Source organism: Streptomyces sp. NPDC093149 (assembly GCF_044754145.1).
GTDB lineage: Bacteria > Actinomycetota > Actinomycetes > Streptomycetales > Streptomycetaceae > Streptomyces.
The window spans coordinates 1-22,867 of the sequence record NZ_JBIVON010000027.1 but is presented as its reverse complement, the minus strand read 5'-3'; the positions used below and the strand labels follow the sequence as shown (position 1 = coordinate 22,867).

Below are 22,867 nucleotides of genomic sequence, written 5' to 3'. Positions count from 1 at the left end.
AGCAGGCACGGTGGGGAGGGCCCGCGCCGCGGTGATCAGCCTTCCGGAAAGAACCGCTCGACGGCCGGTCGCAGCCGGGCGGTTTCGAAGTCGTCGACGGGCAACGCGAGTTGCTCCAGAAGCAGACCATTGATGATGGTCAGCAGATCCGCGGCGTCGGCCTCGGGGTCTGTGGATCCGGCCCCGCGCAGTTCATCGGCGAAGGCCGCCCGTTGGGTGACCCCCCATTCGTCGAGGCTGGCCTGCAGCTCGCGGCGGCGGGCGACTTCCAGGAAGAACTCGTACCGGGCGATGCCGGAGTCCCGGTCACGGGCCAGGGATCCGGTCACGTACTGCACGATGCGGGTGATCCGCTCCGGGGTGTCGACGTCCGGCAACTGGTGGAACAGTGCGCGCACCTCTTCGATCTGTTGGGTGGCCAATCGTTGCAGGGCTTCGTCGAGCAACTGGTCGAGGGTGCCGAAGTAGTAGCGGGCGATGCCGTGAGTGGTGCCGGCCTCCGCCGCGATAGCCCGGTGGGTCAAGGCACGCGCGCCTTCCCGCGCCAGCAATCGGGTCGCGGCGTCCAGGAGAGCTTCGCGCCGGGCGGCCCCTCGGGCCATCTGCGGCTCGCGCATGGGCGTTGTCACGGAATCCATCGTACCGGCGTGGGCGGCGCAAAAGGTTTTCTCCATATGGAGAAATTCTGCGCTACGGTGTGCCCATCGGACACCGCCGTCAGCCGCGGAGGGAAGCTATGACCAACACGATCATCACGGGTGGGCGGGTACGCACGCTCGATCCGAGCGCACCTGAGGCCGAGGCGCTGGTGCTGTCCGGCGGGCGCGTGCTCGCCGTGGGGGACCGGGACGCCATGGCGGAAGCGGCGGGGCCCGATGCCCGCCAGGTCGATGCCGAAGGCGGCGTAGTGATGCCCGGCCTGATCGACACCCATCCGCATGTCGTGCATTTCGGGACGCTGGCGGGCGGGCTCGTCGACCTCACCGACGCTGTCGATCACGCGGACATCGTGGCACGCATCCGGGCCGCGGCCGCGAACACGCCGCCGGGGAGGTGGATCATGTGCACCCCGGTCGGTGAGCCGCACTACTTCGTGCGCCGCTCGGAACGGGATCTGGCCGAACGGCGTCTGCCCGATCGGTGGGTGCTCGACTCGGCGACCGACGCCCATCCGGTGCTGATCCAGGCGTGGGCGCCGCGCATGCCGAACGTGGTCGCGTTCAACAGCGCGGGCCTGCGTGCGGTCGGGCTCACCTCGTTCATCCCCAACCGGGTCTGCGACGTCGAGATCGACAAGAACGAAGCCGGTGACCTGACCGGAATCCTGCGCGGACCCGTCACCAACTACTACACCTACGACCCCTTCTGGGGGCAGATCCTGACCAAGCTGCCGAAGCCGAGCATGGAGAACGCCGTCGCCGGTACGACCGCGGAGTTGGCGCGCTACGCGGCGCAGGGCGTGACCACCGTGTACGAGGGGCACGCGATGGAACCGGAACACATCGCGCTCTACCGACAGTTGCGCGCGACCGACGCCCTGCCCCTTCGCGTGATGGCGACGCTGGACGCCGAGTCGGTCATCTTCTATCCGTTCGACCCGCTGCCGCACGGCGAATTCGCCGCTCGCCTCGGGCAGCTCGCCGGCCAGTTCTCGGACGACGGCGACGACATGCTGCGGGTCAGCGGACTCACGTTCAGCCCGGGAGGCCCCTGTTTCTCGGGATACTTCGCGACCTACGAGCCCTACGCGGACCCCTTCGGCCGACCCACCCGTGGCGTGCGATTCCTGTCCCTGGAGAAGGAGGAGACCTTCATCAGGTTCTGTGCCGCCAACGGTGTCCGTGCGAACCTGTGCCTCGGCGCGTACCGCGAGCACGACGACTTCCTCGACATCGCGGAACGCGTTGTGCGGGAACACGATTTCCGTGATCGGCGCTGGATTCTCCAGCATGCCATGACGATTACGCCGAAGCAGGCCCGCCGATACGCGGCGCTCGGTTTCCAGGTCACGACCAGCGCGGGATTCGCCTGGGGCAAAGGCGCGATGTACGGCGAGCGCATGGGGACTCACGTCTGGCGCGACCTTGAGCCGCTGCACCGTCTCAGCGATATCGGGCTTGATCTGGCGGGCGGTTCGGACTGGGGGCCGAAGAATCCGTGGGAGCAGATCGAACTGGCGCAGACCCACCGCTTCGCGGGCAGCGATCACCGCAACGACGGGCCGGATCAGAAGCTTTCGCGCATCGAGGCGCTGCGCATGTGGACGACGGGAGCGGCGAGCGTGCTCGGCCGGCCGGAGATCGGCTCGCTCGCGCCGGGGAACCACGCGGATCTGGTGATCGTGGATCGTGATCCGGTGACCTGCCCGGTGGAAGACCTTCGTGGTACCAGGGTGCTGCGGACGCTGCTGGGCGGAAGGACCGTCCATGACAGCGGGGAGCTCTCCTGCCCGCCCGAGGAGACGCAGGCGGCGGCGTCATGACCGCCGACCTGACGAACCGGGTGCTCGCCCGCATCGACAGCATGCGCGAGGAGATGGTGGCCACGCTTGCCGAGGCCGTCTCCATCCGAAGCGTGAACCCGACCTATCCGGATCAGGACTATGACGATCTGGTCGGTGGTGAAACGGAGGTTTCCCGACTGCTGGCGAGGCTGTATCGGCAGGCCGGCGCGGAAACCGAGCTGTTCGGCGAGGCGCCGGGCCGGGACAACGTGGTCGGCGTGATGCGCGGTAGTGACGGCGGGCGCTCGCTGATCTTCAACGGTCATGTCGACGTCGTACCGGCGGACGACTCCGCGCAATGGACCCACGATCCCTTCACGGCGTTCGTCGACGAGACCCATGTCTGGGGCCGGGGATCGGCGGACATGAAGAGCGGACTGGTCGCGCAGGCCTTCGCCGCCAGAGCACTGACCGAGACCGGGACACGGCTGCGGGGTGACCTGATCCTGCAGGGCGTAGTCGGCGAGGAGAACCTCGAACACCATCTGGGGACCTCCGCCGTCCTGGCCCGCGGCTTCACCGCCGACGGGGCGATCATCGCCGAGCCCACCGGCACCGACCGGCCGTTGACAGTCATGCCGGCCACTCCCGGCGTGCTGATCATGCGCATCGCGGTGACAGGGCGCAGCGCACACGCGTCGATGCGCTCGCGCATGCGTGCCCAGGCGGTGGCCGACGAACATGCCGCCGACCCCGTCGCCGCCAGCGCGATCGACGCCGCTCTGCGGATCCACGACGCGCTTCACCGGCTCGAGGTCGAATGGGTGGAGAGCCGGACGGACCCGCTGTTCGAGAAGGGCCAGTTCACCATCGGTCTGAACGTGGTCGACGGCGCCGCGCACGGCAGCCGCAACGTCGCGTTCGTCCCCGACCGGACGACCCTCGAATACGCGATCTTCTACCCGCCCGCGACGAGCGTGTCCGAGATCAGGTCGGAGATCGCACGCACGGTGCGGGACATCGTGCGGCAAGACCCATGGCTGAGCAACAACCCTCCGCGCATGGACTGGCCGATGCACTATCCAGGCGGGCGGACCGACCGGGATCATCCGCTCTGCCGAACAGTGCGCGCCGCTCGCGAGCAAGCAGCCCTCGGCACCTCGTTCGCCGGCCCGGGCGATGTCCTGCCGTTCCCCTCGGCCACCGATCTCACCTGGTTCACCGCCGCCGGCATCCCCGCCGTCGGGCTGGGGCCGGGTGCCCAGGTCATGGCACACGCCGTCGATGAACGGTGCGCGATCGACGAGATGGTCGGTGCCGCGAAGGCATACGCGTTGGCGGCGATCGAATGGTGCGGTGCGGCATGAACAACGACACCGCCGAGCTCTCGCCCATCGCACCGTACAGGGCGATCGGATTGTCAACGTCGTCCACGGCATCAGAGCGCGTGACCACTTCGCGCGCAACCTCGACACGATCGAGGAGACCATCCACGCCGAGGTCTCGATCGTCGGCATCGACCCGCCCGTAGGGCTTATCGCTCTGGCCGAAGGCGCGTTCACCGGCTTCACCGACGAGATCTTCGATCTGCCGCACGCACAACTGCGTACGAGATCTCTTCCGTCTCGCCGTACACGCGTGGCCAAATGACACCTGCATCGTCGTTCAATGCAAGGCCCGTTGGCCCGAGGTCGTCGACGATCGATTCCTCAACGTCATGGTGGTGATCTCGCCGCGAGGTGAGATCACCACCGAGCGGCGAGGAATCATGTGTGGTGCCGGGAGCACTCATGTACTCCACACGACGTCGACGACCGGTGGGTGGAACTGTTCGGTGACGGTGTCGAGGCCTTCTGTCCGGTGCTGCGAACCCAGGAGATCGGCAACATCGGCACCCTGTGCTGCGGCGACGTCGCATACCCCGAAGCCGTGCGCGCATTGGCGTTCAACGGCGCGGAGGTCGTGCACCGGCCCGGCGAGGCGGTTTTGATGACCGCGGCCGGCTGCGACGCCGACTGCTTGATCGTCGCTTCCGGGCGCGACGCGTGCAACGCGACCGCATCCGCCTTGAGCTCGGCGGAGTAGTGCTTCATGACCACGACACGTCCATCTCTCAGATCCTCAAGATCCACTATCTCGAGTGTCCGAGATCAGGGGTGGGGGCCCGGCCACCGTTCTTCGACAAGGTGGCCTACGGGCGGCGGAACACCGTCGAGTGATGCGTCAACAGGCTCAAGCAATGGCGCGGCCTCGTGACGCGGTACGACAAGACCGCCACGATGTACCAGGCTGGATTCCATCTCGCCGGCATTCTCGCCCGCACTGCCCGCTGACAACCGCCGACGGTCCTACTGGGGCTCGTCAGCATTTCCGAACCACCATTCGCCTTGGCCGACGCCGAGAGACCAAGCCTCCATCACACGTGCGATGGCAGGTATACCGGTCGAACGGTTCACCGTGACCACGATGAAGCGTCGGTCGGACGGAGCTTCGACCAGACCTCCGACCGCTTCGAAGTCCTTGGTCAGTGCCGCCAGAGCCTCGGACGTGAAGGGGCCGCTCTGCGGAGCGGCCTGCACACAGAGGTTCCGTCCCACCTTCCGTATCTCGAATTGCCCGTCGTCGGATACCCGTAGAACGTCTCCAGCTGCACAGCCCAGGACAAGCCCCGGGCTGCCTGCGAGCTCGAAGAGGCCGGAATCGAGACTACGAGCAGGCAACACCTCGAAGACAGGGTTCCCGCCGTCGGCATGGCCGGCCAGGAGCCTCACGTGGGTGTCAGCGGGCGGAATGGATGCAGACGTCATGAGCGCGATCGTGCCACACCACGCACACCGGCTCTCGGCAAGATCCGGAAGGAGGGGGCTCGATTGCGGCACCGAATCATCGGAAGGAATCCCTCCACGGCAATCAGTGGCTATTGTCCGTCGCATGACACAAATGAGGAAGATCCAGGCGCGACGGATGACGGTGGCGCTGGTCGGCGCCGCCGCCGCGATGGTGCTGGGCGTGGGCGGGGCGATCGCCGTGGCCGACCAGGACGGCGGAGGACCCGGCCCGACTCCTGTGTCTGCGGAGACGTCCGATACGGGAAGCGGCGGTACCGCGGGCGGCGAGGACACCAGCGTTGGGGGCAGTGGCTCCGTCAGTGGTTCAGGTGGCACCGACGGCGGCAGCTCCGGCGGTACGGATGCGGGCCCGGGATCGTCCGATTCCCCAGCTCCTACGGGCGGACCCACATCGCATCCCACGGCTCCGGCAAGCCTGGACGACCTGGCGGAACGCATCGACGGTCTGGAGAAGAAGGTGGATGAGCTTCCCACGAAGAAAGAGCTGGCGGATGCCCTTCGCGCCTTCGCCGACGAGTTGGAGCAGCAGGGCTGAGCCCACGGAACATGCTGCGGTGCACCCCGGGCGAGGCCGTACCGAAGCCTGATCCGGGCAGATCCACTTCGTCGTGTGCTCGTCGGGCCAAGGGCTGTCCCGTAATCCCCGGCGGGCACGCGACGACAGCTACGGCACCTCGTTGCGTTGTCGAACATCCGCTTTCTCGCCCTCGCCGCAGCCCTCTGCTGCTACGAACGGCTCCTCAAACCGACCATGGAGGACACGATCCGAGGGCCTGCGCCCACGCCCGGCACGGGCGTTCGCTTCCTCCTCGCTGGAGTCGGCTGTCTCCTGGAGGAAGTAGCGCTCGCGGCACCTGTAGTAGCCGGGCAGTGGTCGCACCGTTCCGCAGCCATCGCGCTCGGTCGTGTCTGACTGCGTCGTCATCCACCACTGGCCCCGGCCGGGATCACCTGACATCACATGCGCGCGTGGTGCTCGATGTCTTCTGCGAACTTGGTGAGAGCCTGGTCGGTGAGTGTGGGCCGGGTGTCGGCGATGGCAGCGAGGTAGTCCTCGGTGCCGGCCGGTGCGCCTTTGCGGTCGATGACCTCGCGTTCGAATGCGGCGTGGGAGCCTTTGCGGGCGGCGAACTCGATGTCGGCAGGTGTGAACATCTCACTGGCCAGCACCAGTCGGTGCACGTTGATGTCGTCGGCGGCTGGGCCGAGGTAGCGCTGCCAGATTGCCGCCCGGGCTTTCGGATCGGGGGGACCGACCGGTATGACGTAGTCGAACCGGCCGGGGCGCAGAAACGCCGGATCGAGGGAACGGACGGAGTTGGTGGCGCAGATCAGCAGGCGGTCGTCCTGGTCGCGGAATCCGGGGATCAGCTTGAGCAGTTCGTTGGTGACTCCGTGGCCGGGATCGACGGCCGGACCGGACCGGACGCCGGCGATCTCCTCGACCTCGTCAATGAACAGCAGAACGGATTCCAGCACCGCCAGATCGGCGAACGTGTCCCGCAGTGAGGCGGCGAGGCCGCCGACGGCACCCTCCGTGAGCCGGGAGGGAAAGAGTTCCACGAACGGCCAGGCCAGCCGGGAAGCGACAGCCTTGGCGAAACTGGTCTTTCCGGTACCCGGCGGGCCAAAAAGGATGACGGCTTTCGGTGGCGTCACCCCGTACCGGTCGGCCAGCACGGGCTCGGCCAGCGGCAGCACGATCCGCCGCTCAATGGCTTCTTTCTCTCGTTCCATGCCCGCAAGGGCACCCCAGAGCCCCTGTGGCAGCACCCTCCCGCCGAGCTCGGCGAGCAGGCCCGCATCACTCGCGCCGAGATGCTCGACCTTCTCGTAGAAGATCAACCCGTCGCGAGTGCGGTAACCGGAGTGTTCCAGCGCCGTGGTGCCGATGGTCCCTGGGACGAGCAACGCACCGATCCGGCGTACTCCCTGTGTGCGCAGACGCCTCTCGATTTCCGCAATCAGAGCGGTCCCGATTCCGCGGTTACGCCACATCCTTGCGAGCGCCACCAGTGTGATCCAGGCCCGCTCACCCTGGGCCTGTGCCACTGCCATGCCCACCAGGTCCTCGCCGACCACCGCAACCACCGCGGTCCCGCCGGTCCGGGCTGAGGCCATGGCCTCAGAGACGGGGAACACGGGAGGCGTGTCGTCGGCCTGCCGGTCCTGATCCCATATCTGGATCACACGGTCCAGATCGTCGTCATGGAATTCCCGCAATCGCCACGTCGGCATCATCGCCACCTTGTCGGGAGGTCGCCACCGCCTTGCCGACACCCTGACCGTGGGCCGTCCAGCGGCTGCTCCGCTTCTACTCATTCTCCGCGCCAACCGGATTCGCGTCGACCGGTCGGGCGTATACCTCTTGGCGGTAGTCGTCATCAAGGCTGCGGACCACAGTGCCTACAGGGGCATCGGGTGGTTTGCAGATGTCCGCGGTGGGCGGTGACCAGGGGCCACTACCGCCGGCTCCGGCTGCGGCGTGCGGCGCTCCCTGTCCCTCGGTGAAAGGCATCTCGCAGGAGGAGGTGACGCGGATCGTGTCCGGCCAGCTCTACAACTCCCTGCAGGACTTCTGGCGCCGGCCCGTCCGGCCCTGCCGATCGCCGAGCGTCTCATCCAGATCGGCGCCCTCACCGCTCTGCGGGGCGGCCTGACACGGCGCGATCTGCTGCTGCAAGCCACCGAACTTCACCGGCACACCCGGACCCGGCCCGGCACAGGAAGATTCCCCCGGGCGATGGCGTCAGATTCGGCCGGTATCGCAAACAAAGGTGGGGCCCCGCCTCGAAACGGACGGCGAGCCCAGAGGGTTCAAGCCGCTCGGGCGGGAACGTGAAACGCAGTCAAGCTGGTGAACTGGCCCGTGTGGAGCTCAGTAACTGCGTGCTGTCCCCTGGCTGGTTTCCTGTCGTGTATGGGCTAAGGTGTCGCGCCGGGCGGAGCCGTAGCGCAGAGGTCGTCGCGCGCGGTCTCCAAAATCGCGAGGACTCCGGTTCGAATCCGGTCGGCTCCGCCCTTCCTGTCCCAGAGATGGGCTCGTTGTCCCATTCAGTCAGGGGCCGTCGGCCGCTCGGCAGCTTGCGGCGTTTGGTGTGCATCAGGGCCTTCAGTTCAAATCGGTCCCGGGTATCTCCGGCTCATCACGGAGGGTGGGCGGCGCTGACGATGCGGGAGGTGCGGTATCGCGTCGTGCTCCACCACTCCGGGGAGAGGGTGCTGCTGACAGGGACGATGCGGGCTCGACGCCGATGAACCGGACGCTACTGGGGTCGTATTCGCGGGCGCCGGTATGGGTCGGTGAGGTGGATGTCGGCGCGTGAGAGTCGAGTCAGCGGGTTGGCCCGCAGTCACGTTGGTTCCTCGCTGTTCGGCAGCCGACTGCTGATCGCCGCGTCGAGCTCCGCCATCGTGCGGCGGAAGGCTGCTTCCAGATCGACGTCATAGCGATGGGCCAGGACGAGCACCGACCACAGGCAGTCCGCAAGTTCATGCTCCAGCTCCGCGCGTCCGCCAGGCACCTCACGAGCGCCTTCCTCGGCCATGACCAGCTTGGCCAGATCGCCGACATCGCCTACGAAGCCGAGCATGAATTCCTCTCGTGTCCACACCCGGCCACGTTCTTGCATGTTCAGCCGGTCGTACCGGTCATGCACGCGCATCGCCTGTTGCAGCAGTTCATCAAGGCTCACCACAGGCCCCTCCTGATCCGAGTTGGACGCACGTGATCCCGGGGCGTCGCCGGACCGGAAGTCTTGGGGAATTTGGCTGCAGAGGACAAGGGGCGGACGGTACACCAGTTGGCCACCTGGACCGGAACCTGTCCCACCTGCCGGCAACCCACCCCCTGGCAGACCGACGACACCACCTGACAAAGTCCTACTGGTCCTGCTGCAGCGCCTGTTCACGAAGGGCTTGGATGAGAGTCGTCACGTGAGGTCGGTTGCCGCGGTTGATTGCGACGACGCCGATGTGCCGGATCGGCCCCGGCAGTTTGATCGGGACGGCGCGAAGGCCAGGGAGCTCAGGGGAGAGTGCAATAGAGGGGATCAGAGAGATTCCCATGCCTGCGGCGACGAGCGAGCGGGCGAAGAAGTAGTCGGTGGTGGTGCCCCGTACTTCCGGAGCGAAGCCGGCGCGCTCGGCGTAGCGGCGCAGGTATGTCTCGGTCTTCAGACAGCCGAGCACCCAGGGCTCGGCTGCCAGCTCGGCGAGGTCGAGCACGTCGCTGTCAGCGAGCCGATGCCTCTCCGGCAGGACGACGTGCAGGGGGTCTTCCAGGAGTGGGGTCCACTCCAGGCTGGAGCTGGGGCCCGGCCCAACCGGGAGTGGACCGTCGAAGTGATAGGCGAGCGCGACATCTATGGCGCCCTGGCGGACGAGCGGCAGGGTGTCCTCGGGCTCGCCCTCCCTGACGTGGAGCACGGTGCGGGGATGGGCTGCCATCAGCCGGGTGAGGGCGCCGGGCAGCAGGAGCCGACCGCCGCTGGTGAAGGTGGCGACGGTGAGCCGTACCCGGCCCGTGCTGAGCTGGTCGACCTGCTGTTTGGCGTGTTCGAGCTCCGCGGCGACCGATTCGGCAGCGCCGACCATGATCTGACCGGCCTGTGTGAGGGTGACGCCGCGGGTGCTGCGGGCGACGACCTGGGCGCCGAGGCTGCGCTCCAGGGCGGCCACGTGCTGGGAGACGGCCGAGGGGGTGAGGTGCAGGGCAGTGGCTGCTTGATTGAAGCTGCCGTGCTCCGCCACCGCCCGCAGGACGCGGAGCCGCTGGACATCGATCAACAGTTTGCCTTAATTCCTGTTCAGTAAGTAAGTACTTCTGCTGATGACGGTACGTGTCCAAGATGGGGGCATGCAAAAGATCTGCGCCATCGACGGAAACCGGTGCTTTGGAAAGCGCTCGGCTCCCGCACCTGCGACGTGGTTGTCGAACAGGTCTGCTGCACCGTTGTACAGGCCGCTATAGTCCGCCGCGCCTTTGCCGGCCACACCCGGCGCTACGGCATGACGTCCATGACCGAGGTCCACGCCCCGGCGACTGCTGCATTGCAGGCTGTTCCACCGGGCACGCCGGTACCGGAGGAGATCGTGCACCCGGCCACCCGGCTGGTGGCCGTGGACCTTCCCTGGCACGACGACGTATACCACTGGCTGCCCGCGCCGTCGCCGGAGCCCATACCGCCGAACCGTCACCAACCGTCTGAGGAGCAGAGTCAGCATGCAGTACCGCACCATCGCAGACACCACCGTCAGTGCCATCGGCCTGGGCGCCATGCCGCTGTCCATCGAGCACCGTCCGGACGAGACGCGGGCCATTGCCACCATCCACGCCGCCCTCGATGCGGGTGTCACGCTGATCGACACCGCCGACAGCTACCACTGGCACGCCGGTGAGGCCGGCCACAATGAGTTGCTGATCGCGCGCGCCCTGGCCCGGTACGGCGGCGACACCTCCGGCGTCCTTGTCGCCACCAAGGGCGGCCGCGGCCGTCCCGGCGACGGCAGTTGGACCGTCACCGCCACCCCTGCCCATCTCAAGCAAGCCGCCGAGGCCTCCGCCAAGCGTCTGGCCGTCGAGGCGATCGGCCTGTACCAGCTGCACAAGCCGGATCCGGCAGTGCCTTGGGCAGAGTCCGTCGGCACGCTGCGTGAGCTGCTCGACGCCGGCACGATCCGTGCCGCCGGGATCTCCAACGTCACCACCGCCCAGATCCGCGAAGCACATCTGATCCTCGGCGACGGACTCGTCTCCGTGCAGAACCAGTACTCGCCGGCCGTGCGCGACAGCGAGGCAGAGCTGCAACTGAGCACACAGCTGGGTCTGGCCTTTCTGCCCTGGAGCCCGCTGGGCGGCATCTCACGCAGCTCCCTCGACGGCCTCTCCGGTCCCACCGCGGTCGGTACTGCCTTCCACCGCATCGCGGACGACCGCGGCGTCAGCCCGCAGCAGATCGCCCTGGCATGGCTGCTCGCCCGTTCCCCGGCAGTGATCCCGGTACCGGGAGCCAGCCGCCCGGCCTCCATCACCGACTCGGCCAGGGCCGCGGACCTCAAGCTGAGCACGGAGGAGCTGATGCAGCTTGAGGACGCTCTGTCGGGTTGAGGCGGGTCACGGGGCGTCGCTCGCCGACCTTGACCGACGGCCGGGCCCCGGTGTCTTTCTGCATCGGCACGGTCGCCGACCGGCCGAGGTCGAGTTGGGCGTCCATCTCCAAGCGGAACGTTCCGCGCAGGTTGATGGTCGACCAGAACGAGGTGGTCAGGCCGCGCCGGTCCTCATCCGTCAGCCTCGATGGCCATGCCGGTTCGGCGAGAACCTCCCGCACCAGCGGCGTGTTGACGTGGAGTTCGAAAAATGGATGGTGCCTCAGGTGGTGGCGACGGGTGTCTGCATACACGTGCGCCCTGATCCCCCGGCTCCCCAGAAATTTACCAAAAGCGATCAGTGATGAAAATGGCGCCCCAGCTAAATTCCACGCCAGCTATTCTTGCAAATCCAGGGTGAATGGAATTCGCGCGCCCATAAAGAGATCTCTTGGTGTGCTCGGAGCAGCGACCGTTCTGAGCTTCACCCTCACTGGGGCTTTGCGGCGTGCTGGGTTATATCCACCAGGACCATGGCGATCCCTCAAGCGCGACCAGGGGAGTTGCTGGCGGCTGGGGGTCTTGTGCCTCGGCCCGCCCCTGCATTGTTGCCCGAGACTGTCAGCGTGTGGTTGACGCCGGAGGGGTGGTAAATGTAACCGCCGCTGACGTGGCCGTTCTCCATCCTCGTCCTGTCCCACCCTCGACTTTCAGGTTCCGCCTCGCTGACACCCCACCTCGGGTGTTCGCCGGTCGGATCGGTCCTGCCGTGCTCCACCGTCCGATTGATCGAGCAGCGACAGGGGCATCGGTTTGACCTCCGTAAATTTGACGAGGTAACAAATTGTAAAATCACTCACGCAATAAGGGGTCTTCTGGCCCCGGCGGCGCCGGAGTGGCGAGATAACCTTGATGGCACAAGGAGGAAAGAGCGAAAGATCGAAAGTGGAATTTGAAATGTACAGCAAGCGTGACGAGCATCGACGAGTGAAGCGAGCAGCGAGTGTCACCGTAACTGCCATGATGGCGACCGGAACCATCCTTGGCGGGGTCGCCCCAGCACTGGCGAAGGCGGCGCCAGCCGAATCGCAGGCATCGGTAACAGTTCAAACGGTCCATGATTACCCTGAACAAGGTGGTGGGGGTGGGGGGCAGCCAAGCAAAGCGGATCTCGATACTGCCTTTTACAATGGTTATCTGCTCGGTGGAACGCTGGCCCGACAAGACCTGCACTTCATGGCCCCGCACCGTGAGGATTGGGGACCTGTTCCTGGACCGAAGGGAACAGTGGCCTATGAAGAATGGCTGGGCAAGCAAAGGGGGTACGAGTACATATGGCAGACCGTGAACGCCATGCTTTCCGCTGTGAAGCAGATCGAGAACGAGAAGTCCGGCTCCACGCGGCCAAACATATCTTCGGTGACAAGTACCCAGCCCACGACGAGCACCACGCAGACGAGCGGGTCGTCGGTGACGGCTACCCCGCCGACGAAAGCTCCGCAATCAGGGACCTCGCAGTCGGCTCAGTCCGGTAGCGCTCCCGCAGGGCCATATGCGAATCCCAGCGAGCTTACGACGGTTCCCGGAAACCCTAACGCGGCTCCGCTCCAGAACGTTCCTGGAAACCCCAACGCCGTTCAGCTTCCGCCACCCAGTTCTGGGTTCGGGTTCGGTGCGCCGAGCCAACAAAGTGTCTCGCCTGCGGCTGAGGGTGCTGCCGCGGCCGCGCTGGGGCTGCCTCCAGAGTCTGGGTGCAACTGCGAATCCGGGCCCACTTCAATGCAGCCCGGGTCTTCTCCGACGGACACCGGGGCTGCTGCTACGGACACCGGGGCTGGTACTTCTACGGACACGGGGGCGGCCGCTGCGACGGACACGGGAGCTGCCAATCCGACAGACACCGGGGCCGCTTCTACGGACTCGGGAGCTGCTGCACCAGCAGACACCGGGACTGCTGCACCAGCAGACACCGGGACTGCTGCACCAGCAGACACCGGGACTGCTGCACCAGTAGACACCGGGACTGCTCAGTAGCGGAGGGCAGGGCAGGCTTGATCGAGCAGAAGGCAAGTACCACTCGACGCCGCCGGGTTGTCCAACGAAGCAGGTTCTGGCTGCCCGCGCAGCCGTGCATGGGAGGGCAGCCCGAACGGCACGCCACCGGGTCGCTGAGATCCCGTCACCTTGGACGGCGGTGGTGACGGGTTGCCGCACGGGGGACTGTCACTCCCATGGAAGCGTTCATCCGTTTCCACTGGGTGTCGGGCCAGTGGGGAGCAGCTGCAGGTGCTTCGGCGGTCTTCAGCCGGTGTACAGCACATCCGGCGCGTGGACGGTGCCGCAGCCGAAGGACGTAGCGCGAGGATCACGAAGACCCGGGGTCGGGCGTGCGCGCGATTCGGACGGGAAGCCAGGCCGCTTCGTCGGCCCTGGCTCAGGGCGAAGGACGTACGGACTATCTGCGGGCGTCGTCCGGCCCCGAACATGACCCGAGAGAAAGTGCCTGACTCAGTTGGGAATCCCCGGTCTCCTCCCCTCCGTCGAGGGTCAGCACCTTGCGCAAGTCTCCGCGGCTCGTCACGCCCGTCTTTCGATAGACGCGGTAGAGGTGATTGTCGACGGTGCGTACGGTGATGCCCAGCCGGTCCGCGACGTCCCGGCTGCTCAGGCCCGCTGCGGCGAGCCGCGCCACGTCGCGTTCCCGATCGGTCAGCTCGGGGGACCAACAGGCCAGCACGGCGGGCGTCATGACCCCCTCGCAGCGGCGGGCGAGGTGGTGACAGCGGTCGGCGGCCCGTTGAGCGTGCGGCGAACCGCCCGTTGCCGACCACAGGCGGGCAGCCTGCGCGGCGGCCTCCGCGGCGTGCAGGTACAGCCCGCCCGCCTCGAACGCGTCGCAGGCCCGTTCCAGGGCGGCCGGGTCCCGTGCCGCGAGGGCAGCGGCATGGTCGGCGTACACGGCGATGTGCGGAGCGTCGGAGACCGCGACGAGTTCGGCGAGCCGGCCGGCCGCGGCCGAGGACCGGCCGAGGCGCACCGGGATGTGCAGCAGCTCCGCCTCCCACAGCAGGGCCCGCCGCTCACGGGCGTCCGTCGCGGCGCGCACCGCCTGCCGCACGGCGTCGTGCGCCCGGCCCTGAGCGACCAGGATCCAGGGCCGGGCCAGCTGAAACGCCGGCACGTCGAGGAGGCGATAGGACTCCACACGCGCCAGGTGCGCCCGGTCGAGCAGGCTTCGCGCCTCGGCCACGTCACCGAGCAGAGCCTCGATGGTAGCCAACTCTCCGAAAATCATGGCTTGTTGGCCCCAGGTGGTGTCGTCTTGCAACGTGGAGGCAGCCTCGCGCACGTGTCGCCGCGCCGAGTGAAGTCGCCCCCGGCGGGCGGCGATCCGGCCCAGGAAGAACTGCCACACGCCCTGACGGCCCACCCACCCGGACTCGCGCGCCTGCCGGTACTGGGCGGTGGCGGTGGCCTCGGCCTCGTCCAGCCGCCCGGCGAATGCCTGGGCGTTGGCGAGCCAGCTCAGCAGGCCCGCCCTCAGCATGGGTATGTCCTCCTCGCCGTTCCCGGCCGCCAGCGTCCCGAGGGCCGACTCGGCCCGTGCCAGCGCCGCGCCCGTCCGCCCGTGCGTGAAGTGCGCGACGCATGCGGCGTAGTGCGTCCTCGTCGCGGTGCGAGAAACCGGCGACGCGTGCCGGGCACGCGCCAGGTCCCGTTCGTAGGCCGGCCAGTCGGCCTGCAACGCATGGAACAGCGCCTGAAGTCCGGCGAGTTCGGAGCGGGCGGCGGGGTCGCGCAGGGTGCTCTCGGCGCGACGCAGCAGGTCCAGAGCGTCGGCGGGCCGGTCCAGCGACAGGTACATGTTGGCGGCCCGCAGCTGGACCGAGCGCACTTGTTCGCGTTCGCACGTGAGGGTCTGCGGCAGGCCGCTGTGCACCTCCTCGGCTCGCACGCCGTTCCCGGCATGGCCGAGCGCGGTGGCCAGCGCCCGCCGGGAGGGCTCCCCGCCGCCCGCTTCGCACGCCGCCTCGGCCAGCCGGGCCGCCAACGCGAAGTCCTGCGTACGGATGGCGTATGCGGCTGCGGCGAGCAGAAGACGCGAATCGCTGTGGTCCCCGGCGGCCAGCTGCCAGGCACCCAGTCGCACGATGTCCTCCCGTCGGCGCAGGCCCGTCCGCTCGACCGCGGCGGCCAGTTCCCGGCAGTGGCGCCGCCGCCTATGGGGCGGGCAACCCCGGCGCAGCACCTCTCCGTACAGGGGGTGCGCCGCCCGGAGCCTGGTGCGGCGGTCGTCCTCCTCGCCGAGGAGGAGACCGCGCCGGTCGAGCGCTTCGACGACTGCGGGGCCGACGAGATGTTCGAGGACCTCGGCGTCCAACGGCTCGCCTAACGCGAGCAGTTCGGCGGCGCGTTGCTCGTCGGGGCCGAGCTGTCCCATACGGTGCCCGACCAGATCGGTCAGTTCGATGGACAGCCCGACCGGACCTCTCCAGCGCCACACCCGCGCGACGAGCGTCAGGGCCCCCGCAGCGAGGCCCGCCTCCACGAGCTGCCGCAGCCACAGCACATTGCCGCCGCTGACCTGCCAGAGCCGGTGCGCGCTCGTGGTCTCCACCTGTCCGGCCAGGGTCCGTTCCAGCAGGCGGCCGACGTGGTCCTGGCCCAGCGGGGGCACGTCGACCCGCGTGGCGTAGTCGCCGCGCAGCAACGCCTGCACGGCGTCCGGCATCGGGACACCGGAGCGTGCGGTGAGGACGATCCGCGTACCGCTGCGCACGGCCAGGTGCAGCAGCAGGGCAGCCGAACCGTCGTCAAGCAGGTGCGCATCGTCCACGAACAGCGTCTGGCCGTCACCAGCGTCGGCGAGCAGTGCGTCGGCGAGGATCCGCAGCAGGTTGGGCCGCCCGCCGGTCGTCGGCAGCGACGTGGGCAGCAGGTGAGCGAACGCCCCGAATGCGATCCCCGCGGTGCTCTCGGTGGCTGCGACCACCAGCACCCGCCCTGTGGCCGACTTCGTGAGCAACTCACGTGCCAGCCGCGTTTTGCCGACGCCTACCGGACCCGTGATGAGTACGCCGGGCCGAGCCGGATCGGCCAGCAGCGACGCCAGCTCCGCCAGCGAACCGTCCCGGCCGGTGAAGGGCCACGAGCGGTCGAGGGCCGTGCCGGGTCTGTGGTGCGGAGCGTTCTCCCGATCCTTCATCAGCAGCCTTTCCGCACAAGTCGGCCCGAACCGTCGGGCGGGGTCAAGTCCGCAAATTGAGTAACACGTTACTCACGACGGGGCGCCGTCCCACAGGTACGTTCTCGCCTTGCCGACACACGACACACCCAGCGGTTCCCGGCGCACCCGAACCAAGTCGGCAGAGGAATTCAGTGGTCCGGCACGTGAATTCGACATGCCATCGCACCCGATCGACCTGGAGGAATCAATTGCGTGACACACGAAGCACCTGCGTACGGAGAGCGCGATTCGCCCGGCGCGCCACGGCTGTGCTGGCCGCGGGGGCCGCGCTGGGGACGGGCCTGTTGACGGGCACGCAGGCGGGCGCTGCCGACCTGCTCTCCGGGCCGTACACCTGCGTGAACGGTTACGTCTGGCGCGAGGCCGTCCCGTCCGACCTGGTCTGCGTAACCCCGCAGATCCGCTCCCAGACCGCCACGGAGAACTCACTCGCCGCTTCGCGGCGCATGCCCAACGGCGGCCCCTACGGGCCCGACACCTGCTTGGCGGGCTACGTATGGCGTGAGACGACCCCCGCGGACCACGTGTGCGTGCCGCCGGCCAGTCGCGACCAGGCCCGCGCCGACAACGCCAACGCCCCCTGGAGACTCGTCGACCCGGGCGCCACACCGCGCGGTGGAGTGTCGGTCATCACGGAATACGGTTACTCGACCGGCGCCTACCTGAAGGCCACCGGCAGGGGGATGTCCCCCAACGGCACGGTGTCCTTCTACGCCGTCGGTATCAACACGACCGGCCCGTTCTCGTTGGGCCAGCTGACCGCCGACGCCGCCGGCACCATCCCGGGCTACCAGTACGTCGGGTTCATCAGCTGCCGCAGCGGTGTCACCCAACCCGCCACCGTCGTGGTCCTCGACCGGAAGTCCGGCCTCGTCACCACGGCCGGGACCACGGACGCCTTCCGCAGCTGCGGCTGAACGCCCCCATCCAATCCTCCACACCCGAAAGAGAAGGCAAGCGATGGCGACCAAGTATGTCAAGGCTGCTGGGCTGATCGCGGCGACTGCGGCAGCGATCGGCGGATCGCTCGTGTCCGCACCCGCCGCGTCGGCGTCGAGCCCAGTGTCGGCGACCGGCCTCTACCTCGTGAACTCCAACAGCGGCAAGTGCCTCAGCCCCGCCGGTGGCCGTGTGGACAACAACGCCTTCACCGTCATCTTCAACTGCGACACGGACCCGTCGCGTTCCTGGTACCTGGTGAACAAGGGCAACGACATCTACCAGATCCTGAACCTCAACAGCGGGAAGTGCCTCAGCCCCGCCGGGGGAGCCGGCACCAACAACACCGAGACCGTCATCTTCAACTGCGACGACGACCCGTCGAGACGCTGGTACCTCGTCGACAAGGGCAATTCCCGGTATCACATGGTGAACTACAAGAGCGGCAAGTGCCTCAGCCCGGCGGGTGGGGGTGTCCTGAACAACACGCCCACGGTCATCTTCAACTGCGACACCGATCCGTCGCGGCTCTGGCACCTCGTGGCGCGGTAGCGAGCTTACGGGGCACGGCTCCGTGGATCGGACGAAGGCCCCGCGGGGCCGCCGCACCCCCTCCGGGCCGCAGGCCGACGGGGCGGGGAGGGGTGCGGCAGAAGCCCCTATTCGGACGCCCCGAAGCCCCGGGGTGCCGTGCGGTCATCAGGACGGGAAGTTCTGAGCCGCCCACGAGACAAAGTGGCAGCGTCACGAAGCCAACGGCCCGCTTCTCGGCCTGTGGGACGAGGCCGTCGGCGAGCACGATCCCGTAGAGCCCTTGGGCCAGCAGGTGATCAGAAACCAGTGCCGGAGACCCATCGGGTACCAGCGCAGGCGCCCCGCGAGAACGCCCCCCAAGCCGTCGAATGCAGCCGCTCGGTGCGCCGGCCGTGGTTGCGGGGCAGACCGGGCATCTGCCCCACGAAGGTCCGGCGCGTGCATGTGGTGTTCCCGCAGTGAAGTCGGTGAACCCGTAGTGGGAGTAGGACGTTTCGTCCGGTGCTTGGCACGTCAGCGGGGAACCGCAGGCAGGAGTCGTGAACTCGGGTCGACCAGGCTCCCCAACCCGGACAGGCGGCGCCGGCCATAGCACATCGCGCGTCGACGTGCACCCTCTCGATACTCACGTCCACTGACGGCACGGCGATGTCCGCGATCGAACGGGAACAACAGCTCCTTCAGTCGGAGCACAGCCTCTTCCACGGTCCGGGCACGGTCCCTTCCGTACGGCTGGGAGCAATGCTCATGACCTGTGAATCGGTGTCGGGGAGGCAACGCGAAGCCGGGTCGTGCGGCCAGGCTCCTGTGGTGCTGGATCTGAACCCGGGGGCGGGCACGGCCGCTGGGGGGGGTGCTGGACCCCTGCTCTGCGGATACCGCTAGAGTGCGATGCTTGTTCGATTCGCCGTGAGGCGGAGGGGGAGGGCTTGTGAGCGCACAACTGAGGGACACCGCTGGAGAGTTGGCGGAGATCTTGTGGCGGGAGTACACCGTGTATCGGGAGCGGTCCGGCGGTGTGGTCATCCGAGGTGAGCATGTACGGCGATGGATCAGCCTCGCTCCGGCGGGCGGACGGGACGAGGTTCTTGTACGCGCGGGGCGCATCCTGGGCGGCGGCACCACCGCTCCGGCGCGTTCCGAGGCCGTGGTGCCCCTCTCCGCCGGTACAGGCGTGCTCGCCGCGACCTGCCGGCGCCTGCTCGCCGAGGCGGCGGCAGATCCGTCGCCGGTCGAGCCGGGACGGGCAGCGCCCGGGCGGTCCAACCGCTCCGGAAAGGCCGCGCGGCACAAAGGCACTGGGAAGCACACCAGTTTCGGTTCATGGGTGATCCTCGCCTGCGTCGCCAGTGTGATCGCCCTGTACATCTACAGCACCGCGATGCACGGTTAGTACTGCAATCACCTGCGTTCAGCGGCTGTGACGTGTCCGGTCAGCCTCATGCGTGGGCACGCACCCACACAACGTCCGATTCCCGCCAGCGGACTCACGTGCGTCGAGCCAGCATGGGCGCATGACCAGGTACACCGTGCTGCCCATCGACCCAGCCGTCCTCAAGGAACTGCGGGTTGCCGACGACGCAGGCCGTCCCTGCGCCCCGTACATCGCGACCCGCGACGACACAGGCTCCCCGCTACGTTGCTGCCTGCGCCCCATCAGTCTCGGCGAGCGGATTGCCCTTGTTTCGTACGCCCCATTGCGACGCTGGGCCGCCGCGAGGGGGGCACTTCCGGGCGCATACGACGAACAGGGTCCCGTCTTCATCCACGCCGATGACTGCGGCGGGTTCACCCCCGGCGAGAACTACCCTTTCGATCGGCCGGGCGCCTTGCGCACCGTGCGCCGCTATGACGCCCGGGGCCATATCGCCGGTGGCCGCCTTCTGGAGATTCCGGTCGACACCACGGCTGGATTCGACGCAGCATTCGACGATGCGTTCAGCGACCCGGACGTGGTGCTCGTGCACGTCCGAGCACTGGAGTACGGATGCTTCCACTTCGAGGTGCGACGGCCCCGCGCCGAGGAGCAGTAGCCGCCGCATCATCTCGAAACATGGAGAACGGCCGCGTCGCGTGCTCCCGGATTCCAGCGGTCTCAGCAGGTGGTCGGGTGGCCGGCGACGTCAAAGGCCAAGCTCAGATCTTGCCGCCGGTGTTGCAGAAGTACCAGTCGCCCGACTGCTTCTCAGGCACGTAGCAGGTGGCGGCGTAGACGTAGTTGACACCGTTCTTCAGGCCATAGACGTCGACTGCGCCCTTCCACCAGTACCCGTGGAGGTCGGTCCAGGTGGGGCTGAACACATCACGCCAGCCAGAACAGACCCGCACACCGTTCTGGTTGCTACCGCAGGCGTAGACCTTGTCCACGAAGCTCGACGAGAACGACAGCTGCTGCCCGTTCGTGCCCGCGGCAGCAGACCCCGCCCCTGCGAACAGGCCCGTACCGGCAAGAGCCAGTGTTGCCGCGGCCGCGCCGAACCTTCGCGACATCGTGCCGGTGCTCTTCGACTTGAACATTTCGTTCCTCCCGTTACGGCAACGTCTCGTGATCACGAAACGCGCTGCCCGAAGATTACCTGCGACGCCGATGCAAGGGCGCTGTACGCAGGCGGAAGGTGGTGCCCCACTTCTTCAGGCGACTTGAGGCCTGTCCGGCGGATCATGCCGGACAGGCCCGCGGTCCCGAGGAGGGCTCAGCGCTTGAGCGTGAAGGTGACGTCGCCGGAGAGCTTGCCGCTCAGCCGGACTGCCGAAACGAGCTTCCCCTCCGTGATCAGTCTCTCGACCTCGGCCCGCGAAGGACCGCAGCCTTCAGCGATCAGGCGCACCGGCCGGACCGGGATCCGCGCCGCAAAGCGGACCGAGACGTCGATCACCTCGCGGTCCAGGTGATCCGACCCGCCGGTGTCGAGGCGCCATGCGTTGTCCCAGTCGAGGGCAATGCGATTGCGGCGCCGCACGACCGGATCCTGGAGCAGCTCAGCTGTCAGGCCGGAATCGTTGCCGGCCCGAGGACTCAGCAACGCCGAACTCGCCACCCGCCTCCACCTCGCCGAGGCGACCGTCAGAACCCACGTCGCCCGCATCCTTGCCGAACGCGGACCCCGTGACCGTGTCCAGGCCGTCATCGGCGCCTACGAAATTGGGCCGGTCGGCGCAGGCGAACGCGGGGCCGCCCAGCAGTCCACCGAGCAGACGTGGACCGAAGCCGAAGCATGGCCGGCCCTCGCGCTGTTGTGCGAGGGGCCAGGGATCAGCAACCGGAACCTGAGCCTGTGCCAGGACCTGTCCGGGCGATCACGGCCAAGGGCGACGCCGTGCTCAAGTGCTGCCCTGCTTTGACTTCTGACCTGCAGTAGATCTCAGTTGCGGCGCATCCGTGGTTCACGGTGGTATTCCGGCATGAGCAGAATTGCTGAGGTCATCGTGCTGGCGCAGGACGCGGACGAGGTCATGGAGCCACTGACGCGGCGCGACGACACGCGCACCTGGAACGGGGCGTTCTTCGAGATGAGGCCCGGCGGAAACTGGGGGTTCGGTTGGGGTGCGGAGTTCGTGCGTATGGGCAGTAGATCCGGGTTGTTGAAGTACCTGGAGTCCTTGCCGTGGCCCCGGCCAGAGACGGTGCAGGTCTTGATCCATGACGAGGAGGATGACTGTTTCGGGCTGTGGATGATCCACGACGGCAAGCTGGTGGAGATACCCCTTCCGCGCACGCGGCGGGCCTACTGGTCCGGACCGCACGACGAAGAGTTCCCACCCGACCCCGGGATCCTGAACAGGACCGACGGTCGCCCCATTGACTGGCCAGAGGAGATCGAGGGTGGCGACCAGTCTCGGCCTCCGGCCTGGTGAGGGCGATCAGGCTCGAAGCCAGATGACGACGGCTGCCGCGGTCATGGTGCCGAGGAAGACGTACCCGCGCTTGTCGTAGCGAGTCGCCACGGCCCGTGCGTGTTTGAACTTGTTGATGGCCCGCTCGACGGTGTTGCGTTTCTTGTACCGCTCTTCGTCGAAGCCCTGTGGCCGTCCACCGCGCGATCCTTTGCGGAGGCGGGCGGCCTGGCTGTCGCTCTTCTCCGGGATCGTGTGTCGGATGCCGCGTCCACGCAGGTATTCGCGGCAGGGTGCGTTGCTGTAGGCCTTGTCGGCGGCGAGACTGTCCGGCTTGTTGCGGGGCCTGCCCGGTCCGGGGGACGCGGATCTTCTCCAGGACCGGTCTGAACTGGGTGCAGTCGGCCCGCTGCCCGACTGTGCCGATCAGGAACAGCGGGCGGCAGCGACCGTCCGCGCTCTGGACCTGCTGGAGCAGACGCTCCCAGGTTCCGTCGGCCGACCACGGGCGGTGCCGTTCATAGACGGTCTTCCATGGCCCGAACCGTTCAGGCAGGTCGCGCCACTGCACCCCGATCCGGAGCTGATACAGAATCCCGTCGATCACTTGCCGATGGTCACGCCACCGGCCACAACGGCCGCTACTGACCAGCAGGAACGGCCGCAGGCGTTCCCTTCAGCATCCGTCAGATCGCCCCGCCCCATACCCAGACCAACGACCCGAGCACAAGGCAGTCACGTGATCGCCCGGACAGATCCTAGTGTCCTGCGCCGGAGATTCGTCGTTAGTTCATGCATGAGTGCTTCTTCGGGTGTGCCAGCACCGCGTCGTGGACCGAAGCTGGAACCGTTGTTGTTGTCCGTTGACGAGCGTGCGGTGTTGGAGCGTTGGGCCCGGCGGGCGATGTCTGCGCAGGCCGTGGCGTTACG

General features: G+C 67.6%; 19 protein-coding genes, 1 tRNA gene and 2 pseudogenes. 13 read left to right on the top strand and 9 right to left on the bottom strand.

All coding sequences use genetic code 11. The features are described 5' to 3' along the window. Positions 1–35: 35 nt before the first annotated feature. Positions 36–629: a TetR/AcrR family transcriptional regulator gene (locus ACIQCZ_RS38160; RefSeq protein WP_402290064.1), complete on the bottom strand. Its 594-nt coding sequence runs from the start codon at positions 627–629 to the stop codon at positions 36–38. Between the two features lie 107 nt (positions 630–736). Here ACIQCZ_RS38160 and ACIQCZ_RS38155 point away from each other — a divergent pair, with 107 nt between their 5' ends. The 4 genes from ACIQCZ_RS38155 (at position 737) to ACIQCZ_RS38140 (ending at position 4,528) form a co-directional block, all read left to right on the top strand. After that, positions 737–2,482 (top strand): amidohydrolase, encoded by a 1,746-nt coding sequence (locus tag ACIQCZ_RS38155; RefSeq protein WP_402290061.1) that lies wholly within the window; start codon positions 737–739, stop codon positions 2,480–2,482. Next, entirely contained in the window at positions 2,479–3,810 is a 1,332-nt protein-coding gene (locus ACIQCZ_RS38150) for an ArgE/DapE family deacylase (protein ID WP_402290059.1), read from the top strand. The genes ACIQCZ_RS38155 and ACIQCZ_RS38150 overlap by 4 nt, the downstream gene beginning before the upstream one ends. Next, a complete protein-coding gene (locus ACIQCZ_RS38145) occupies positions 3,800–4,093 on the top strand; it encodes a hypothetical protein (RefSeq protein ID WP_402290057.1) in 294 nt (97 codons plus the stop codon). The genes ACIQCZ_RS38150 and ACIQCZ_RS38145 overlap by 11 nt, the downstream gene beginning before the upstream one ends. A 120-nt stretch (positions 4,094–4,213) precedes the next feature. Continuing rightward, the gene (locus ACIQCZ_RS38140) at positions 4,214–4,528 is read left to right on the top strand and encodes a nitrilase-related carbon-nitrogen hydrolase (RefSeq protein ID WP_402290055.1); all 315 of its coding nucleotides are present in this window, start codon (positions 4,214–4,216) and stop codon (positions 4,526–4,528) included. 263 nt (positions 4,529–4,791) lie between these two features. Here the strand turns inward: ACIQCZ_RS38140 and ACIQCZ_RS38135 are convergent, their stop codons facing one another. Then, the gene (locus tag ACIQCZ_RS38135) at positions 4,792–5,250 is read right to left on the bottom strand and encodes a DUF4265 domain-containing protein (RefSeq protein ID WP_402290053.1); all 459 of its coding nucleotides are present in this window, start codon (positions 5,248–5,250) and stop codon (positions 4,792–4,794) included. Between the two features lie 124 nt (positions 5,251–5,374). Here ACIQCZ_RS38135 and ACIQCZ_RS38130 point away from each other — a divergent pair, with 124 nt between their 5' ends. Further along, entirely contained in the window at positions 5,375–5,827 is a 453-nt protein-coding gene (locus tag ACIQCZ_RS38130) for a hypothetical protein (protein WP_402290051.1), read from the top strand. A gap of 422 nt (positions 5,828–6,249) precedes the next feature. On the opposite strand, the gene ACIQCZ_RS38125 is transcribed toward ACIQCZ_RS38130, so the two are convergent. After that, entirely contained in the window at positions 6,250–7,530 is a 1,281-nt protein-coding gene (locus ACIQCZ_RS38125; protein ID WP_402290048.1) for an ATP-binding protein, read from the bottom strand. A gap of 706 nt (positions 7,531–8,236) precedes the next feature. Here ACIQCZ_RS38125 and ACIQCZ_RS38120 point away from each other — a divergent pair. Beyond that, a tRNA-Trp gene (locus tag ACIQCZ_RS38120) sits at positions 8,237–8,311 on the top strand. A gap of 334 nt (positions 8,312–8,645) precedes the next feature. Here the strand turns inward: ACIQCZ_RS38120 and ACIQCZ_RS38115 are convergent. Both ACIQCZ_RS38115 and ACIQCZ_RS38110 read right to left on the bottom strand, forming a co-directional pair. Then, on the bottom strand, positions 8,646–8,987 hold the full coding sequence (locus ACIQCZ_RS38115) for a MazG nucleotide pyrophosphohydrolase domain-containing protein (protein WP_402290047.1): 342 nt from the start codon (positions 8,985–8,987) through the stop codon (positions 8,646–8,648). 187 nt (positions 8,988–9,174) lie between these two features. Continuing rightward, positions 9,175–10,080 (bottom strand): LysR family transcriptional regulator, encoded by a 906-nt coding sequence (locus ACIQCZ_RS38110; RefSeq protein WP_402290045.1) that lies wholly within the window; start codon positions 10,078–10,080, stop codon positions 9,175–9,177. A 436-nt stretch (positions 10,081–10,516) separates the two neighbouring features. On the opposite strand from ACIQCZ_RS38110, the gene ACIQCZ_RS38105 reads away from it, so the two are divergent. After that, positions 10,517–11,401 carry an aldo/keto reductase gene (locus ACIQCZ_RS38105; protein ID WP_402290043.1) on the top strand — a complete coding sequence of 295 codons (885 nt, stop codon included), beginning with the start codon at positions 10,517–10,519 and terminating at the stop codon, positions 11,399–11,401. 2,436 nt (positions 11,402–13,837) lie between these two features. On the opposite strand, the gene ACIQCZ_RS38100 is transcribed toward ACIQCZ_RS38105, so the two are convergent. After that, positions 13,838–16,588: a LuxR C-terminal-related transcriptional regulator gene (locus tag ACIQCZ_RS38100; RefSeq protein ID WP_402290041.1), complete on the bottom strand. Its 2,751-nt coding sequence runs from the start codon at positions 16,586–16,588 to the stop codon at positions 13,838–13,840. 230 nt (positions 16,589–16,818) lie between these two features. Here ACIQCZ_RS38100 and ACIQCZ_RS38095 point away from each other — a divergent pair, with 230 nt between their 5' ends. From ACIQCZ_RS38095 to ACIQCZ_RS38080, 4 genes are all read left to right on the top strand, one after another. After that, on the top strand, positions 16,819–17,547 hold the full coding sequence (locus tag ACIQCZ_RS38095; protein WP_402290039.1) for a hypothetical protein: 729 nt from the start codon (positions 16,819–16,821) through the stop codon (positions 17,545–17,547). A gap of 43 nt (positions 17,548–17,590) precedes the next feature. Further along, positions 17,591–18,121, top strand: coding sequence for an RICIN domain-containing protein (locus ACIQCZ_RS38090; RefSeq protein WP_402290038.1), 531 nt, complete (start codon positions 17,591–17,593; stop codon positions 18,119–18,121). A gap of 913 nt (positions 18,122–19,034) precedes the next feature. Then, positions 19,035–19,496, top strand: a complete 462-nt coding sequence (locus tag ACIQCZ_RS38085) for a hypothetical protein (RefSeq protein WP_402290036.1) — start codon at positions 19,035–19,037, stop codon at positions 19,494–19,496. A 121-nt stretch (positions 19,497–19,617) separates the two neighbouring features. Continuing rightward, positions 19,618–20,136, top strand: coding sequence for a DUF1203 domain-containing protein (locus tag ACIQCZ_RS38080; RefSeq protein ID WP_402290035.1), 519 nt, complete (start codon positions 19,618–19,620; stop codon positions 20,134–20,136). Positions 20,137–20,239: 103 nt separating this feature from the next. On the opposite strand, the gene ACIQCZ_RS38075 is transcribed toward ACIQCZ_RS38080, so the two are convergent. Continuing rightward, positions 20,240–20,620: a hypothetical protein gene (locus ACIQCZ_RS38075; RefSeq protein WP_402290033.1), complete on the bottom strand. Its 381-nt coding sequence runs from the start codon at positions 20,618–20,620 to the stop codon at positions 20,240–20,242. A gap of 176 nt (positions 20,621–20,796) precedes the next feature. Further along, positions 20,797–21,189 (bottom strand): DUF1062 domain-containing protein, encoded by a 393-nt coding sequence (locus ACIQCZ_RS38070; RefSeq protein WP_402290031.1) that lies wholly within the window; start codon positions 21,187–21,189, stop codon positions 20,797–20,799. Here ACIQCZ_RS38070 and ACIQCZ_RS38065 point away from each other — a divergent pair. Further along, positions 21,104–21,295 (top strand): annotated as a pseudogene (locus tag ACIQCZ_RS38065) (response regulator transcription factor); the annotation flags it as partial. The gene ACIQCZ_RS38070 and the pseudogene ACIQCZ_RS38065 overlap by 86 nt on opposite strands. 210 nt (positions 21,296–21,505) lie before the next feature. Continuing rightward, positions 21,506–21,958, top strand: coding sequence for a hypothetical protein (locus ACIQCZ_RS38060; RefSeq protein WP_402290029.1), 453 nt, complete (start codon positions 21,506–21,508; stop codon positions 21,956–21,958). A gap of 6 nt (positions 21,959–21,964) precedes the next feature. Here ACIQCZ_RS38060 and ACIQCZ_RS38055 read toward each other — a convergent pair. After that, positions 21,965–22,642, bottom strand: a pseudogene (locus ACIQCZ_RS38055) (transposase). Positions 22,643–22,867: the final 225 nt, after the last annotated feature.